This is a genomic window from Cronobacter sp. HA18006, assembly GCF_011605445.1.
GTDB classification, from domain to species: domain Bacteria; phylum Pseudomonadota; class Gammaproteobacteria; order Enterobacterales; family Enterobacteriaceae; genus Cronobacter; species Cronobacter sakazakii.
Map to the genome: position 1 here is coordinate 618,686 of NZ_JAANQB010000011.1, position 15,709 is coordinate 634,394.

The 15,709-nt window shown below is 57.1% G+C and carries 13 protein-coding genes and 1 pseudogene; 5 read left to right on the plus strand and 9 right to left on the minus strand.

The features are described 5' to 3' along the window. Positions 1-194 precede the first annotated feature (194 nt). A complete protein-coding gene (rstB, locus tag G9X48_RS04675) occupies positions 195-1,487 on the minus strand; it encodes a two-component system sensor histidine kinase RstB (RefSeq protein WP_097641466.1) in 1,293 nt (430 codons plus the stop codon). Between the two features lie 26 nt (positions 1,488-1,513). Next, positions 1,514-2,419, minus strand: a complete 906-nt coding sequence (locus G9X48_RS04680) for a LysR family transcriptional regulator (RefSeq protein WP_105629567.1) — start codon at positions 2,417-2,419, stop codon at positions 1,514-1,516. A gap of 110 nt (positions 2,420-2,529) precedes the next feature. Here G9X48_RS04680 and G9X48_RS04685 point away from each other — a divergent pair, with 110 nt between their 5' ends. Then, on the plus strand, positions 2,530-3,282 hold the full coding sequence (locus G9X48_RS04685) for a glucose 1-dehydrogenase (RefSeq protein WP_097569555.1): 753 nt from the start codon (positions 2,530-2,532) through the stop codon (positions 3,280-3,282). Between the two features lie 35 nt (positions 3,283-3,317). Here the strand turns inward: G9X48_RS04685 and rstA are convergent, their stop codons facing one another. The 4 genes and pseudogenes from rstA to ydgH all read right to left on the minus strand — a co-directional run bounded on the left by rstA (position 3,318) and on the right by ydgH (position 7,389). Next, on the minus strand, positions 3,318-4,049 hold the full coding sequence (rstA, locus tag G9X48_RS04690; protein ID WP_085661323.1) for a two-component system response regulator RstA: 732 nt from the start codon (positions 4,047-4,049) through the stop codon (positions 3,318-3,320). 75 nt (positions 4,050-4,124) lie between these two features. Next, positions 4,125-4,848, minus strand: a pseudogene (gene folM, locus G9X48_RS04695) (dihydromonapterin reductase). A 29-nt stretch (positions 4,849-4,877) separates the two neighbouring features. Further along, positions 4,878-6,260, minus strand: coding sequence for an amino acid permease (locus tag G9X48_RS04700; RefSeq protein ID WP_097641465.1), 1,383 nt, complete (start codon positions 6,258-6,260; stop codon positions 4,878-4,880). A 184-nt stretch (positions 6,261-6,444) separates the two neighbouring features. Then, positions 6,445-7,389, minus strand: coding sequence for a DUF1471 family protein YdgH (gene ydgH / locus G9X48_RS04705; protein WP_097641464.1), 945 nt, complete (start codon positions 7,387-7,389; stop codon positions 6,445-6,447). A gap of 525 nt (positions 7,390-7,914) precedes the next feature. Here ydgH and pntA point away from each other — a divergent pair. Both pntA and pntB read left to right on the plus strand, forming a co-directional pair. Further along, complete coding sequence (gene pntA, locus G9X48_RS04710) at positions 7,915-9,450, plus strand: Re/Si-specific NAD(P)(+) transhydrogenase subunit alpha (RefSeq protein WP_054625196.1); 1,536 nt, start codon at positions 7,915-7,917, stop codon at positions 9,448-9,450. A 10-nt stretch (positions 9,451-9,460) separates the two neighbouring features. Beyond that, complete coding sequence (gene pntB, locus G9X48_RS04715; protein WP_004385867.1) at positions 9,461-10,849, plus strand: Re/Si-specific NAD(P)(+) transhydrogenase subunit beta; 1,389 nt, start codon at positions 9,461-9,463, stop codon at positions 10,847-10,849. 115 nt (positions 10,850-10,964) lie between these two features. On the opposite strand, the gene uspE is transcribed toward pntB, so the two are convergent. The 3 genes from uspE to ogt all read right to left on the minus strand — a co-directional run bounded on the left by uspE (position 10,965) and on the right by ogt (position 13,503). After that, entirely contained in the window at positions 10,965-11,921 is a 957-nt protein-coding gene (uspE, locus tag G9X48_RS04720; RefSeq protein WP_007793150.1) for a universal stress protein UspE, read from the minus strand. A gap of 136 nt (positions 11,922-12,057) precedes the next feature. Next, positions 12,058-12,810: a fumarate/nitrate reduction transcriptional regulator Fnr gene (fnr, locus tag G9X48_RS04725; RefSeq protein WP_004385865.1), complete on the minus strand. Its 753-nt coding sequence runs from the start codon at positions 12,808-12,810 to the stop codon at positions 12,058-12,060. Between the two features lie 177 nt (positions 12,811-12,987). Continuing rightward, positions 12,988-13,503, minus strand: a complete 516-nt coding sequence (ogt, locus tag G9X48_RS04730) for a methylated-DNA--[protein]-cysteine S-methyltransferase (RefSeq protein WP_004385864.1) — start codon at positions 13,501-13,503, stop codon at positions 12,988-12,990. Positions 13,504-14,101: 598 nt separating this feature from the next. Here ogt and smrA point away from each other — a divergent pair. Continuing rightward, the gene (gene smrA / locus G9X48_RS04735; RefSeq protein ID WP_004385862.1) at positions 14,102-14,665 is read left to right on the plus strand and encodes a DNA endonuclease SmrA; all 564 of its coding nucleotides are present in this window, start codon (positions 14,102-14,104) and stop codon (positions 14,663-14,665) included. A gap of 201 nt (positions 14,666-14,866) precedes the next feature. Next, a complete protein-coding gene (locus G9X48_RS04740) occupies positions 14,867-15,685 on the plus strand; it encodes a Cof-type HAD-IIB family hydrolase (protein ID WP_085661319.1) in 819 nt (272 codons plus the stop codon). Positions 15,686-15,709 lie beyond the last annotated feature (24 nt).

Here is a 15,709-nt window from a genome sequence, read left to right on the forward strand (position 1 = left end):
CCCTACGAGTCTTATGCGTAGTGTTTTGTAGGGCGGGTAAGCAAAGCGCACCCGCCGCGGAACAGAAGACAACGCCAATGCAGTTAACCGTAGGGCGGGTAAGCAAAGCGCACCCGCCACAGAACAGAAGATAACGCTAATGCAGTTAACCATAGGGCGGGCAAGCGCAGCGCACCCGCCATGCGCCATAACCACTACACGCCTTCTGATGGCAACACCACCGGCCAGCGAAAACGAAAATGCGCGCCGCCGAGTTCGCTTTGCGTCACGCTCACTTCACCGCTCATGGCGGTCGCAATCGAATGCACAATCGCAAGCCCCAGCCCGCACCCGCCGGTGGCGCGATCGCGGCTCGGGTCGAGACGCACGAACGGCTCAAACACCCGGCTGCGCTCATCTTCTGGTATCCCAGTTCCGTCATCTTCCACTTCAAGCGTCGCCTGCGCGCCCTCAAGCGACAGCCCGATTCGCAGCCGCTGCTCGCTGTAACGCAGCGCGTTATTCACCAGATTATCCAGCACGCGCTCCATAAGACGCATATCCAGCGCGCCATAATCGCCGTCATCCACACGCGCGACGATAAGCTCCCGCTCCGGGTGCAGCAGGCGCGCGTCGTCCACATAATCCTGCAGCCAGCGCGGCAGTTCCGGGTGCGTCAGATGAAGCTCGGTTTGCGGGCGGTCCAGCCGCGCGTAAGTCAGCAACTCCTCGATCAACGCTTCCAGCTGGCCGATATCGCGGTTCAGCGCCTGCGATTCTGTGGTACTCAGGTTATCGCTCATCTCCAGCCGGTAACGCAGGCGCACCAGCGGCGTTCGAAGCTCGTGGGCGATGCCGTCAATCAGCTGCTTTTTACTGGCAATCAGGGTGTTAATGTTATTTGCCATCTGGTTAAACGCCACGCCGAGGCGCGAGAAACTCGACGCCTTATCAAAATGGATGCGCTCATCGAGATGACCTTCGCCCAGGCGCTGCGCCGCGGTTTCCAGCCGCAGCATCTCCTGCCAGTGTGGACGTATCCAGATAAACACCGGCAGCGCCAGCGAAATCGCGATCAGCGCAATCAGGGCGATATCCAGGAGCCGCATCTGGTGCAGGAAATAGAGATAGGGCACCGGGCCAACCGCCAGCACATAGTGGCTGCGCGGAATACGCTGTATAAACGTATATTCATCGTCCAGCGCCACAATTTCACCTTCGCGCAGGCGACGGCTGTTGATGTCGTTAAGGTGATACTGATTCATCGGCTGAATACGCAGCTTAAACGACAGGTTTAAATCCAGCTCTTTGATGGTTTTGTTCCACTCATGCGGCGGGATTTCACGCAGTTCGCTGCGCATCAGGTAGAGCGAGCTTTTCATCAGATCATCGAGCGACTGCCGACCGGCACGCTCGGCGGTGAACTTATAGACCAGCCCGACCAGCATCGTCATCACCAGAAAGCAGACAAACAGCAGCAAATAGAACTGTATAAAGAGTTTTTTCATGAAAATCTCTCACGCCCGCGGCGCGGTTACTGGATAGCCGAAGTGGTACGCGGAAAGTGCGCGGCCAGATGATCGATAAACGCTCTGACCGCGGGCGGCAGACCGCGACGCGTGGTAAACACCAGATGCACAATTCCGCGCTGGCCCTGCCAGCCGCGATAAACATGCACCAGCTCGCCGGTTTTCAGCGCTTTCGCGCAGACATGGTCAGGCAGCAGCGCAATCCCCAGCCCCGCGATAGCGGCCATGCGGACAGCCGTAAAATCGCTACAGCTGAACCGCGGCTGATGGCGAATAAGACAGCGCTTGCCCTGTTCATGTTCCAGTGCCCAGCTGATTTCGCCGGGCTCGTCGCTGGTGCCAAGCGTCGGATGGCAGGCGAGGGTATCAATAGCCCCGTTAAGTTTACTGGCAAGCTGCGGGCTCGCGACCAGGATGCGGTTTGACGTGCCCAGTGTGCGCAAAATCAACTCGGCGTCGCTGGTCAGTTCGGTGCGCACCCGCAGCGCCACATCCACGCGCTCTTCGATTAAATCGACAGGGCGGTCAATGGCGATAATTTGCAAATTCACCTGCGGGTAGCGGTGCATAAACGCAGGCAGCATGGCCTGGATAATTTCGACCATACCCGTCGGACAACTAAAACGCACCATGCCCTGCGGCTCCTTGCGCGCCTGGGCAATCACCGCCTGCGCTTTTTCCGCCTCCAGCAGCATCGCGCGGCACTGGTCATAAAACGCCTGGCCGATATCGGTGACGCGAAAACGGCGGCTGGAGCGCTCAATGAGCCGCACGCCGAGCTGCGCCTCAAGCCCGGCCACGCGGCGGCTGAGCTTCGATTTTGGCTGTTTCAGCGCCCGGCTGGCGGCAGCGAAACCGCCGTGGCTCACCACTTCGGCATAGTAAAAATAGTCGTTTAGATCGTGTTGCATTATCGTTCCTCAGACAGAACGCAGGGTGCCATTTTGTCCTGGTACACAGCCCGATGGGAAGCGCTTATTCTCAGCCCATGACAAACAGTCACATTCATGAGGATAAAACTATGAACGCACGTTTCAGTAATAAAGTGGTTATCGTGACCGGCGGCACCAGTGGGATTGGTCTCGCCACGGCTAAAGCGTTCGCGGATGAAGGCGCGCATGTGTTCATTACCGGGCGTCGACAGGCGGCGCTGGATGCGGCATTACAACAATTAGGTGACAACGTCACCGGTGTGCGTGGCGATATGAGCCAGCTTGCGGATATCGATCGTCTGTATGAAGCGGTGCAGCAGCGCCACAGTCATATCGATGTGCTCTTCGCCAACGCAGGCGGCGGGGAGCTTGCCCCTCTCGGCGCGATTTCCGAAGCGCATTATCACGATACCTTCGACACCAACGTCAAAGGCGTACTGTTTACGGTGCAGAAGGCGCTGCCGCTGCTGCGTGACGGTGCCGCTGTGGTGCTGAACGCCTCTACCGCCGGCTCCAGCGGCACGCCCGCCTTCAGCGTCTATGCCGCGAGCAAAGCCGCGGTACGCAGCTTTGCGCGCAACTGGATCCTCGATTTAAAAGACCGTCATATTCGCGTCAACGCCATCAGCCCCGGGCCGGTCAACACGGCAGGGCTCAATGAACTCTTTGGCGGAGGCGAGCAGGCGGAAGACGTTAAAAACGAACTCACCACGCAGATCCCGCTCGGGCGCGTCGGCAAACCGGAGGAGATAGCTAACGCGGTGCTTTTCCTGGCGTCTGACGAGGCGAGCTTTGTGAATGGCGTCGAGCTGTTTGTTGATGGCGGGATGGTGCAGATATAAGCGTCAGCGCCGCGCGGGAAGCGCGGCGCGTTGCGTTACGCCTCGCTTTCCCAGGCGTGCGGCGCAAACAGATACCCTTTGTTGCGCACCGTCTTGATGCGATAAGGCTCGGTCGCGCTGTCGTTGAGCTTTTTGCGCAGTCTTGAAATCGCCACGTCCACGCTGCGATCCAGCCCGTCATACGTCACGCCGCGCAGGTTTTTTAACAGCGCGTCGCGATCCATAATCTGCCCGGCGTGGGTCGCAAGCTCCCAGAGTAAGTCAAAATCCGCGGTTGAGAGCGCAATCTGCTCACCCAGCAGCGTGACCTGGCGGTTGAGCGGGTCGATGCACAGCGTGCCGAAACGCAGCGCCTTGTGCGGTTGCCGCGTCGGCGCGTTCTCCGCTGCGGTCACGGGCGCGGCAGCCATATGCTGGCGAAGATGCAGTCGCAGGCGCGCCAGCAGTACCGCGGGCGGCGTGGTTTTGAGAATGTAATCGCTGGCACCCATTTCAAGCGACAGAATATGATTCATATCGCTGTCGAGTGAGGTCAACAGCACCACCGGCCCCTGCCAGCGGGCGCGCAAATCGCGGCACAGCGTCATGCCGTCTTTACCTGGCAGCATAATATCCAGCAGCACCAGATCCGGGTTCTCGCGCTCAATGACCGCCTCAGCGCGATCGCCGCGGCTTTCGACAATCACATCAATATCATGGCGGCCCAGATAGGCGGCGATAAGCTCGCCGACTTCCGGGTCATCTTCAACAAAAACGATCTTGCTCATAGGCTTCTGCGTTGCGGTAAAAACACCAGGATACACCGGGCAGACGCAACGCGCCAGCAACGGCAGCTCAACCGATTAACGCAACGGGCGGCCGCCGTTCACCGGATAGCTGTGGCCCGTCACATAGCGGCTGGTGAGGAGATAATCCACCAGGTCGATAATCTCTTTTTCGCCGGGCGCGATTTTCATCAGCGATTTATTCAGCGCCTTCTGCCGGTATTCCGGGTCGTCATGTTCGTTAAAGAGGATTTGCGACGGGGCGATGGCGTTAACTTTGACCTCCGGCGCAAGCTTGCGGGCAAACGAACGGGTGAGATTATCGAGCGCCAGCTTTGCTGGCGGCATAGGCGATATACTTCGCGCTGCCGCGCTCCACGACATAATCGGTAAAGTGAATAATATCGCAGGCGGCGTGGCCTTGGCCGCGCATCAGCGGCTCCAGGGCAAAGTTCAGGAGATAGGGCGCGTGAACGTGAATTTGCAGCATGGCGTTCAGCACCTCAGCGGGCGGCACAGGCGGACTTTCATCCTGCCAGGTGCTGGCGTTATGCAACAGCGCGCGAATATGCGTGGTGCGCGCTTTTACGGCGTCGGCAAACGCCAGAATGCCCTCGTCATGGCAGAAATCGGCTTCGATGCACACCGCGCCTGCCTCTTCCAGCACGTCAATCGCCGGGTAACGGGTGCGGTAACTGACAATCACATCATGATGCTGCGCCAGGAAATGGTGCGCCAGCGCAAGGCCGATACGGCGGCCCGCGCCGGTGATAACAATGGGTTTATCCAGTTTTTTCACCACAACTCTCCTTAAGCGTTAGCGGCAGGAGATTAGCGCACCAGCATCCAGGTCGCCGGCAGCGCGGCAATCAGCAACAGGCCGATGACGATTTTCTCCTGACCTTTCAGCGCCACGTTATCCACATGGGTACGGCGCGCATAGAGGAAAAACACCACCCCAGGCGCGTACAGCACAACGGAAAGCAGCAGATGCATCGGGCCTGAGGCATACAGCAACCATAGGCCATAAATGCACGCCCCGACAGCAATCGCCTGATGTAAAGGACGCTTTGCGATTTTGAGCAGGTAAGCGCCGACCAGGAAATAGGGCACCAGAATCATCTCGGAGGCGATGGTCAGCAGGGTGTTGTAATCCGAGTCGGTCGCCCAGATAAGCACCAGACAGATTTGCACGCTGGCGTTTGTCAGCCACAGCGAGGCCGACGGCGCGTTACGCGCATTCTGGCGGGCGAAGAGGCGCGGGAACGCTTTATACTGCGCGGCCAGCAGCGGCACTTCGGCTGCCATAATGGTCCAGCTCAGGTACGCGCCGCACACCGAGACAATCAGCCCGGCGGCGATGATCACTTCGCCCCACGGTCCCATCATTTTCACCATCAGGCCCGCCATTGACGGGTTACGCATCTGCGCCAGTTCCGGGCGTGCCAGCACGCCGAGCGACAGTAGTGTGACCAGCAGATAGACCGCGAGCGCCGCGAGCACGGCGAGAAGCGTAGCCAGGCCGACATCTTTTTTCTGCCGCGCGCGGGCCGAGACGACCACCGCGCCTTCAACGCCGATAAACACCCACAGCGTAATCAGCATGGTGTTTTTCACCTGCTCCCAGACGGGTACGCCGAGATCGACGCCGGTGAAATCCAGCGTAAAGGTCGGCAGGCGGAACGCGATGATGGCCAGCACCACAAACAGGCCGAGCGGCAGGAGTTTGGCGAGCGTCGCCGCGAGATTAATGCTCGCGGCGGTCTGCACGCCGCGCAGCACCAGAAAATGCACCACCCACAGCAGTACCGACGCGCCAACGATCGCCTGCCAGGTGTTGCCGTCGCCGAAAAGGCGCAGCTGCGGCGTGTCGGTAAAGAAGCTCAGCGCGGAGAAGACGATAACCAGATACGAGACGTTAGCGATGACGGCGCACAGCCAGTAGCCCCAGGCGGAACAGAAGCCAATCAGTTCACCGAACCCTTCGCGGGCGTAGGTAAAAATGCCGCCGTCAAGGTCGGGGCGCAGGCGCGTTAAAAACAGCATCGCCAGCGCTAAAAGCAGGATCCCGGCACCGGTAATTCCCCAGCCAATCAGCAACGCCGCGGGGCTCGCCACCTCGGCCATATTCTGCGGCAGACTAAAAACCCCGGCACCCAGCATGGAACTTAAAACAAGCGCGGTTAACGCGGCGAGGCCCAGCTTCTTTTCCATAGACAACCTGTTTAGCAAAAGGAAAGATCCAGAATAATTATTGTGCCAGAGCGCATAAAAATGGTGGATCGCACTAAGGCGCGGGATTTTACGGAGTGCGAAGCTCGCTTGCAATGCGGCGTACACAAAATGTAGCGGAAAAACAAAAAAAGCGGCCGTAGCCGCTTTGTTTTGAGAATCTGTCTTACTTGTAGAGGTCGGCGCTGATGGTCATGTTGCCGCCGCGCTCTTCCCACTGACGGGTGATGTGATAGTACTTAGCCCCTTTCTTCGCGGCACGTTTCGCCACGTTGTAAGAGATATCGGTCATACTGCTGTAGTGGCCGGTAAACTTCACGCTGTCGAAAGGCACCATCTGAGCGGCGGTGATTTTGTTTACTTCTTCCACTTTAGTTCCGTCCGGCAGGGTGACAGTGTAACGTCCGCCTTTCGATTCCTGGGTTTCAAAGAAACGGCCAACATCACTGCTTGGTGAGGCGGTCGTGGCGACACCCGGAATTTCCACTTTTTTGGCTTCTTCGCCGCCTTTGGCGAGCGCCGCGCGGCCAGCTTCGGAATCTGCCGGGATAGCGTCAGGGCTTTGCAGTACGCGTTTTTTAGCATCGGCTTTATAGATAAACGCGGTAATACGCTGGTTGCCGCCCTGGTTGGTGTCGACCTGGCGCACGATCCAGAAAGAGGCCGCGCCTTTGGCTTTCGCCGCTTTGGTGATGGCGTCGTTCACTTCCGGCTGGCTGCGATAGAAGCCCTGCACGGTCACGGTGTCATACGGCTCAAGCGCGATAGCCTGATCTTTTGGCAGCTCAACCACACCGTTAATAACGCGGTTTTTCGGCGCATCGGCTTTCGGCGCGTTTTCACGGTAGACATCAGCCACCACGCGCCAGTTGCCGCTGTTGCCGGTGTCGCTGGTGTCCTGAATGTAATATGACGCCGCGCCCATAGCGTCCGCGCGACGAGAAACGGCAGTTGCCGCTTCGTTAATGGCGTTGAAACGGCCCGTAATCACAATACGGTCAAATGGTTTCAGCGCCGCGGCTTGTTCCGGCGTTAACTCTGTCGCCGCCTGAGCTGACAGAGAGGCCGCGGAAAAGAGGGCGGTCGCCAGAAGGGTATGCTTGAGCTTCATAAAAATAGTCCTTCGCCTTGCGCAAAACAGGTACTGATACAGCCTGTGTGAAATGGTTAGTCGTTGATTATTGCATTGAAAGGTGCCGGATGTCTGCGCCATTTTTCACACCTTATGCTACCGCTCGTGGATTAAAAATAACTTCAGGTTATGAATGGTGAAAATCCTCCTCTGACCATTAAAATTGATAAAGCTTATGACTTTTTAAGTTAAATCCTTGTTAAATCAGCCTGCTTCTGTGGCGCAGAATCGTTTTTTCTGCCTCTTAAAGCGCGTAAACGTAGCGGCTGAACGCGGTTTTTAAGCAAAAATCCCTGTCAGACCGCAACGACGCTACACTTTCACCCATTAACCGTTAAATAGTTGTCCCGGACGGTGGATCGAAGGCGTGTAATTCAGTAGGTTATAGAAAGTTTGTGACAACGATATGGATGGCGAACACCACGGCACCGCGCTTTTTCGCCGGGCGTTTTCGTCTGCTAAGCGAGTGACAGACCATCTTAAAAATCGATGGAAGGGAATACTATGCGTATTGGTGTACCAAAAGAGCGGGTCGCGCTGGAAACCCGCGTCGCGGCGACCCCAAAAACGGTGGAACAGCTGCTGAAGCTCGGTTTCAGCGTCGCGGTGGAGCGCGATGCCGGCAAACTGGCGAGTTTCGATGACGAGGCGTTTATCGCCGCTGGCGCAAGCGTGGTGGATACTACGGAGGTCTGGGAATCGGATGTCATTCTTAAGGTCAACGCGCCGCAGGACAATGAAATCGAGCGGCTGCGTCCCGGCACGACGCTGATTAGCTTTATCTGGCCTGCCCAGAACCCGCAACTGCTGGAAAAACTGGCCGCGAAAAACGTCACCGTGATGGCGATGGATTCCGTACCGCGCATCTCCCGCGCGCAGTCTCTGGATGCCTTAAGCTCGATGGCGAACATCGCCGGTTACCGCGCGATTGTCGAAGCCGCCCATGAGTTTGGCCGCTTCTTTACCGGGCAGATCACCGCCGCCGGTAAAGTGCCGCCTGCGAAAGTCATGGTGATTGGCGCAGGCGTCGCGGGCCTCGCCGCTATCGGTGCCGCCAATAGCCTCGGCGCTATCGTGCGCGCGTTTGACACCCGCCCGGAAGTAAAAGAGCAGGTGCAGAGTATGGGCGCCGAGTTCCTGGAGCTGGATTTTAAAGAAGAAGCGGGCAGCGGCGACGGCTACGCCAAAGTGATGTCCGAGGCTTTCATCAAAGCGGAAATGGCGCTGTTCGCCGCGCAGGCGAAAGAAGTGGATATCATCGTCACCACGGCGCTGATCCCGGGCAAACCGGCACCGAAGCTCATTACCCGTGAAATGGTCGACTCCATGCAGCCGGGCAGCGTGATTGTCGATCTCGCGGCGCAAAACGGCGGCAACTGTGAATACACCGTGCCGAATGAGATTTTCGTTACTCCCAACGGCGTGAAAGTGATTGGTTATACCGATCTGCCGGGCCGCCTGCCGACGCAGTCGTCACAGCTCTACGGCACCAACCTGGTTAACCTTCTGAAGTTGCTGTGCAAGGAGAAAGACGGCGCGGTGACCGTTGATTTCGATGATGTTGTGGTGCGCGGCGTGACGGTGATCCGCGAAGGGGAAGTCACCTGGCCTGCGCCGCCGATTCAGGTTTCCGCGCAGCCGCAGGCCGCTGCCAGCGCAAAACCGCAGGCCGCGCCGGTCGAACCGCCGGCACCTGCTTCGCCATGGCGTAAATATGCGCTGATTGCGCTCGCCATTATTCTGTTCGGCTGGCTGGCGAATGTCGCCCCGAAAGAGTTCCTCGGCCACTTCACCGTCTTCGCACTCGCCTGCGTGGTCGGCTATTACGTCGTCTGGAACGTCTCCCATGCGCTGCATACGCCACTGATGTCGGTAACGAATGCAATTTCAGGGATTATCGTCGTCGGCGCGCTGTTGCAGATTGGCGATGGCGGCTGGATTAGCTTCTTCAGCTTTATCGCTATCCTCATCGCCAGCATCAATATTTTTGGTGGTTTCACCGTCACTCAGCGCATGCTGAAAATGTTCCGGAAGAACTAAGGGGTAAGTTATGTCTGGAGGATTAGTTACGGCTGCGTACATCGTCGCCGCAATTCTCTTTATTTTCAGCCTGGCGGGGCTTTCAAAGCACGAGACGTCACGGCAGGGCAACCTGTTCGGCATCGCGGGGATGGCGATTGCGCTGATCGCCACCATTTTTGGGCCATACGCCAGTAACGTGGGCTGGATAATCATCGCGATGGCGATCGGTGGGGCTATCGGTATTCGCCTTGCTAAACGTGTCGAAATGACCGAAATGCCGGAGCTGGTCGCTATTCTGCACAGCTTTGTCGGCCTCGCGGCGGTGCTGGTGGGCTTTAACAGCTACCTGCACCATGAGCCGGGCCTCGCGCCGGTGCTGGTCAATATTCATCTGACCGAAGTTTTCCTCGGCATTTTCATCGGTGCGGTAACGTTCACCGGCTCGGTGGTGGCGTTTGGCAAGCTGCGCGGCAAGATCTCCTCTAAACCGCTGATGCTGCCGAACCGCCACAAGCTGAACCTGGCGGCGCTGGTGGTCTCCTTCATTCTGCTGCTGATTTTCGTGCAGACAGAGAGCGCCGGCACGCAGGGCTTTGCGCTGTTTGTCATGACGATTATCGCGCTGGCGTTTGGCTGGCATCTTGTGGCGTCTATTGGCGGCGCGGATATGCCGGTGGTGGTTTCCATGCTGAACTCCTACTCCGGCTGGGCAGCTGCGGCGGCGGGCTTTATGCTGAGTAACGATCTGCTGATCGTTACCGGCGCGCTGGTGGGCTCGTCGGGTGCGATTCTCTCGTACATCATGTGTAAGGCGATGAACCGCTCTTTTATCAGCGTGATTGCCGGAGGCTTCGGCACCGACGGATCTTCCACCGGTGAGAGCGACGAAGTGGGCGAGCACCGCGAAATCACGGCGGAAGAGACGGCAGAAATGCTGAAAAACTCAACGTCCGTCATCATCACGCCGGGCTATGGTATGGCGGTGGCGCAGGCGCAGTATCCGGTGGCGGAAATCACCGAGAAACTGCGCGCGCGCGGCATCAAGGTGCGTTTCGGTATTCACCCGGTGGCGGGGCGTCTGCCAGGCCATATGAACGTGCTGCTGGCCGAGGCGAAAGTGCCTTATGACATCGTGCTGGAGATGGATGAGATCAACGACGATTTCAGCGATACCGACACGGTGCTGGTGATTGGCGCGAACGACACCGTCAACCCGGCGGCGCAGGACGATCCAAAAAGCCCCATCGCCGGTATGCCGGTGCTGGAAGTGTGGAAGGCGCAGAACGTGGTGGTCTTCAAACGCTCTATGAACACCGGTTATGCCGGCGTGCAGAATCCGCTGTTCTTTAAAGAGAACACGCAGATGCTGTTTGGCGATGCCAAAGCGAGCGTCGACGCCATTCTGAAAGCGCTGTAATTCGCGTGTATCTCTAAAGCCGCCAGCCCGCTGGCGGTTTTTTTTCGCCTGTCGCATGCGTTGCGGCAATAAAAAACCCGCCGGGCGGCGGGTTTTCTTCTGGCAAGATGAGACCTCAGTCGTCATCGTCCTCTTCATCATCCAGCTCCACGGTGCTCTGGAAATCGTCCGGCTTAATCACCAGCAGATCGCAGCGCAGATGATCAATCACCTGCTCGGCAGTGTTGCCGAGAAACGCCGCAGAAATCCCGGTGCGCCCGATGGTGCCTAGCACCACAATCCCGGCCTGTAAATGCTCAGCCAAATCCGGGATGACTTCTTCCGGCAGCCCTTTTTCAACATGCGTGACGCGCTCGCCGATGCCGAATTTCTGACGCAGGGCTTTCATCGCCAGCAGATGCTGGCCGCGAATGGCGTCGTTGTAAACGCTCGGGTCAAAATCGGGGAGTTCGATGGCGATGTTAATCGGCGTTGCCGGGTAGGCACCCACCAGATGCACTTCGGTATGATTAACCTGCTCGGCCAGGTGCAGCGTTTCGCGCACCAGTTTTTCGTTGAGGCCCGTGTGGTAAGGCTCTTCGCTCGCGAGATTGACCGCCACCACGGCTTTACCGCCTTCCGGCCATGGCTGGTCTTTCACCATCCAGACCGGGCAGGGGCATTTACGCAGCAGGTGCCAGTCGGTCGGCGTGAAAATCACCGATTCCAGACGGTCGTGCTGGTGCGCCATTTTCAGCAGCAGATCGTGACCGCCGCTGATCACTTCCTGAATGATGGCTTCGAAGGGGCGGTTATGCCAGACCACTTTAATATCAATGGGCACGCCCGCTTCTAAATAATATTTCGCCTGCTCGCGTATCCACGCGGTGCGCTGGCTGATGACGCCTTGGCGCATGGCGGTGCGCTCATCCGGGGAGAGCAGGGTGGTCATTTCGTAAGAAAAGTCATAAATCGGCAGAAAGGCTTTGATACGCCCGCCGATTCGCTGATGTAGATAAACTGCTCGCCGTAAAGCCGGTTGGTCATCCTGATTGGGGTCGATGGCCACCAGCATGTTTTGATACCTTGCCATACAGGGTCTCCTTACAACTGCTTACCCACAGTTTGTCATTTAAGAGTAACCCATATGGTGTGAATGAAACAGGAGAGAATTCCCAGCCGGATCAATAAATCACGAAAATTTAACGATCCGGCGGGAGAGGAAAAATTTATGCCACGTTGCGGGATTGTCCGGCCAGTTCTGCCAGGATTTCATGGTTTTCGATAGTGATATATTTGCCTTTTACCGCCAGCATGCCGCTCTTCTGGAAACGACCGAGCAGACGACTGATGGTTTCCACGGTCAGACCGAGATAGTTGCCGATATCGCCACGGGTCATCGTCAGGCGGAATTCGCGCGGTGAGAAACCACGTTCGGCGAAACGGCGCGACAGGTTATAGATAAAGGCCGCGAGGCGCTCCTCGGCGTTCTTTTTCGACAGCAACAGGATCATATCCTGGTCGCCTTTGATCTCGCCGCTCATCAGACGCATCATCTGCTGGCGCAGGCTCGGCATTTTGCCGGAGAGATCGTCTAACGTCTCGAACGGGATTTCGCAGACCATAGAGGTTTCCAGCGCCTGAGCGAAGCTTGGGTGATGCGCGGTGCCAATAGCATCAAAACCCACCAGATCGCCTGCCAGGTGAAAGCCGGTGATCTGCTCGTCGCCCTGTTCGGTGATGGTGTAGCTCTTAATCGTGCCGGAGCGGATGGCGTACAGCGATTTTAATTCATCGCCCGCTTTAAAGAGCGTTTGCCCTTTCTGGATGGGCTTTTTGCGCTCGATAATATTATCGAGCTGATCAAGCTCATGCTCATTCAGGGTAAAAGGGATACACAACTGGCTGATACTGCAATCCTGGCAATGGATGGCACAACCGCCAGACTGAATGCGTCGTATAATTCGCTTTTCCGGGATCATAAGTTCGCTCAAGCCTTAATTGATATTAGTCAATTTTAACATATTTTGACCGTACAGGTAAATCCGGCTAATGCGCAAACAAAGAAAAGATCCTGGTCTAAATCTGACGTTTACTGCCATCCATCTGAATTACGGCGTATTTAATAAATTCCAGAAAATATTATTTTACAGTGTGAATTAAATCAGCAAATAACCTTCATGACGCAATAACCACTCCTTGCGCGCCACGCCACCCGCATAGCCGGTTAATGTGCCGTTACGGCCGATAACGCGATGGCATGGCACCACAATGCTAATGGGGTTCGAGCCGTTCGCGGCACCCACCGCGCGTGCCGCGCCCGGACGTCCTAAGCGCTCTGCCATCTCGCCATAATGCATCACCTGGCCGCATGGAATGGTGCGCAGCATCTGCCAGACTTCACGCTGAAACGGCGTGCCAGCCGTGGCGGTCGGCAGTGAATCAATCACCGCGAGATCGCCTGCAAACCACGCGCGAAGCGCGTCTGAGAGCCCGCCGGGGTTGACGCAACCCACGCGACGAAAGCCCTCCTGACGATAGTGAATGGCAAGCAACTGCTCCATACGGTCGCTGTGTTCTTCCCATTCCACCGCGCGCAGGCGCGACTGTTCATCAGCGATAACCCACAGCGGGCCTAACGGCGTCTCGATTTTATCTTCCAGTAATGTCAGCATTCGCGGTCTCCTTTTGAGGCGTCAACATAGCATGGCGCTCAGTGGCTCGCCATACCGCCACAGGGGGAGCGGAGAAGGGGGAATAGCGGGCATTCCCTTGCCCGAAGCAGCCGGTAAACGGCGTGCTGATGTCATTCTGGACCGGAAAGTAAAAAACTTTTCGCTAAGCCGCCACATTTCCGGAAAAAAGAAAGCGGCCTCTTTTTTTTCTGGAAAATAAAAAAATAGAGCCTGAAGACATCATATTCAGGCCCCACAGTACACACAGCAGCGCGTCCAGGCTTTGTTACCGCGATTATTATTCCTTAACATGCGGATAAAGAATTTATAGCAACTGAAACGCATATTGTCACAGCGAAGGGGTGATTTCATTCACATATATTTAACACCAACGATTAGCGAAACTGAATAATGTGATCCCGCCAGGCAATGTTCATCACCGCAGCGCGAAAAGCCCGCCGTATTCTTTGACGTTTATCGTCTCGCTATCCCTGGATGAAAAACCACGACAGAAAATAGTGCGCACAGCGCCACACATTGAGCCATCCTGAAAGGGAGGCTATAGTGTGCGCCCTGACGAAGTCCCGGAGGATTGACCGTGAACCCTGACGACAAATCACTCTTTCTTGACGCCATGGAAGATGTCAAACCCCTGAAAAACGCCAACGTCGCGCCGTGCCTGAAACCGAAAGCGCCGCGTCTCGTGCCGCGAGTCGACACCTTACAACTCGACAACCCGCTGACCACCGGTTTTCTGGATCTCATCCCGCGCGATGAGCCGCTGGAGTTTCGCCGCGAGGGGCTCCAGCAGGGCGTGCTGGATAAACTGCGGCTCGGTAAATATCCCCAGCAGGCGAGCCTCAACCTCCTGCGCCAGCCGGTGGAGCAGTGCCGCCAGAGGCTCTTTGCGTTCATCCACCAGGCGAAACGCGACGGGTTGCGTAATCTGCTTATCATCCACGGCAAGGGCCGTGAAGATAACTCCCACGCCAATGTCATTCGCAGCTATCTGGCGCGCTGGCTGACCGAGCTTGATGACGTGCAGGCGTTTTGCACCGCGCTCGCCCACCACGGCGGCGGTGGAGCCTGCTATGTGGCGCTGAAAAAATCCGCTGAGGCGAAGCAGGAGAACTGGGAGCGCCACGCCAAACGCAGCCGCTAATCCGCACCGGGCGAAGTCGCCCGGTTGCTCTTCATCACACCTTCCACCTGCCGCGCTGCGGTTTCCGCTATCTTTAAACAGCGACGCATCGCTGTACCCTGAAGGTTTCATATGAAAATGATTAGGCCTTTACTCATATGGAATCTGCATGAAACAGTGATAGCATGAGCCGCTTATGTGGTAATGACTCAATGAGGCAGTATGAAAATTCAGCTCATCGCAGTAGATATGGACGGCACCTTTCTTAACGATAACAAACAGTACGATAAAGAAAGGTTTACAACGCAGTATGCGGCGCTGAAGCAGCAAGGCATTAAATTCGTGGTGGCGAGCGGTAACCAGTATTACCAGCTCATCTCGTTCTTCCCGGAGATCAAAGACGAGATAGCGTTTGTCGCCGAAAACGGCGCGCTGGTCTATGACCACGGCGAGCGCATTCATCACGGCGAGTTGACCCGCGAGCAGTATCACCAGGTGGTGAAAACGCTCTCGGAACAGGGCGATTTCAACTATGTGGTCTGCGGGCTTGCGAGCGCGTATTACCAGGCGGGCGCGCCGGAGGCGTTCATCAGCCTGATGTCAAAGCACTATCACCGCCTGAAGCCGGTGGAGAACCTGCTCGATATCGACGACGTCATTTTCAAATTCTCGCTTAACCTGCCGGATGACCAGATCCCGGCGCTGATTGAGAACCTGCATAACGAGCTGGAAGGCGTCGTTAAGCCGGTCACCAGCGGCTACGGTTTTGTGGATCTGATTATCCCCGGATCGCACAAAGCGAGCGGCCTGGAGCGCCTGATGGCGCGCTGGAACATCACGCCGGAGGCCTGCGTGGCGGTGGGCGACAGCGCCAATGACCTCGAAATGCTGCGTCTGGTGAAGTATTCCTTTGCGATGGATAACGCGGCGGCCGAAGTGAAAGAGACCGCGCGTTATGCGACCGGCTCCAACAACCAGAGCGGCGCGCTGCAGGTGATTGACGCTGTGCTGAACCACCACAGCCCGTTTAACGCGCCGTAGCCGGGCACTCACGCGCCCGGCGGC

Excerpts from the sequence above, each read along its gene's own strand:
- rstB (WP_097641466.1), bottom strand. The coding sequence starts at position 1,487 with ATGAAAAAACTCTTTATACAGTTCTATTTGCTGCTGTTTGTCTGCTTT.
- G9X48_RS04680 (WP_105629567.1), bottom strand. The coding sequence starts at position 2,419 with ATGCAACACGATCTAAACGACTATTTTTACTATGCCGAAGTGGTGAGC.
- G9X48_RS04685 (WP_097569555.1), top strand. The coding sequence starts at position 2,530 with ATGAACGCACGTTTCAGTAATAAAGTGGTTATCGTGACCGGCGGCACC.
- rstA (WP_085661323.1), bottom strand. The coding sequence starts at position 4,049 with ATGAGCAAGATCGTTTTTGTTGAAGATGACCCGGAAGTCGGCGAGCTT.
- G9X48_RS04700 (WP_097641465.1), bottom strand. The coding sequence starts at position 6,260 with ATGGAAAAGAAGCTGGGCCTCGCCGCGTTAACCGCGCTTGTTTTAAGT.
- ydgH (WP_097641464.1), bottom strand. The coding sequence starts at position 7,389 with ATGAAGCTCAAGCATACCCTTCTGGCGACCGCCCTCTTTTCCGCGGCC.
- pntA (WP_054625196.1), top strand. The coding sequence starts at position 7,915 with ATGCGTATTGGTGTACCAAAAGAGCGGGTCGCGCTGGAAACCCGCGTC.
- pntB (WP_004385867.1), top strand. The coding sequence starts at position 9,461 with ATGTCTGGAGGATTAGTTACGGCTGCGTACATCGTCGCCGCAATTCTC.
- uspE (WP_007793150.1), bottom strand. The coding sequence starts at position 11,921 with ATGGCAAGGTATCAAAACATGCTGGTGGCCATCGACCCCAATCAGGAT.
- fnr (WP_004385865.1), bottom strand. The coding sequence starts at position 12,810 with ATGATCCCGGAAAAGCGAATTATACGACGCATTCAGTCTGGCGGTTGT.
- ogt (WP_004385864.1), bottom strand. The coding sequence starts at position 13,503 with ATGCTGACATTACTGGAAGATAAAATCGAGACGCCGTTAGGCCCGCTG.
- G9X48_RS04740 (WP_085661319.1), top strand. The coding sequence starts at position 14,867 with ATGAAAATTCAGCTCATCGCAGTAGATATGGACGGCACCTTTCTTAAC.